The organism is Mesorhizobium sp. M8A.F.Ca.ET.207.01.1.1, assembly GCF_004794715.1.
Classification (GTDB): domain Bacteria; phylum Pseudomonadota; class Alphaproteobacteria; order Rhizobiales; family Rhizobiaceae; genus Mesorhizobium.
Genome location: NZ_SRUS01000375.1, coordinates 1 through 321, shown reverse-complemented (window position 1 = coordinate 321; position 321 = coordinate 1). Strand labels below are relative to the sequence as shown.

Annotated in this window: 1 protein-coding gene; it reads right to left on the bottom strand. The window is 60.1% G+C overall.

The genetic code is table 11. The features are described from left to right. Positions 1 to 321: hypothetical protein (locus tag EN850_RS34985; RefSeq protein WP_210238067.1), on the bottom strand; the 321-nt coding region annotated here is incomplete at both ends.

The following is a 321-nucleotide window of genomic DNA, read 5'->3' as shown; positions in this document are numbered from 1 at the left end:
GTGTTGCCTTCGGTTGCGCCTCCGGCATTGTCGTCGTTGAGCATGTTGGTCCCGATCTGTTCCTGCTTCTCGGGGCCGCTCTTCTGCTCAGCTGCCTGCAGCAACACGCTCGGCGTCCAGCAGTTGGGATCGAGTTCATGCCGTTCAAAGGCGCGGTCGTGAGCCAGCATCACGTCCTTGCCGGGGAGATTCAGTGCCAGGTCTGGACGGCGCTCGTTCATCCACTGCTGCCGCAACTCAAGATCTCTTTCGAGCAGGGTCTGCCCAAAGGACTCCCATTGCCGCTGCGTCAACTGTGCATTTGAAAACCGGGATCCCTCG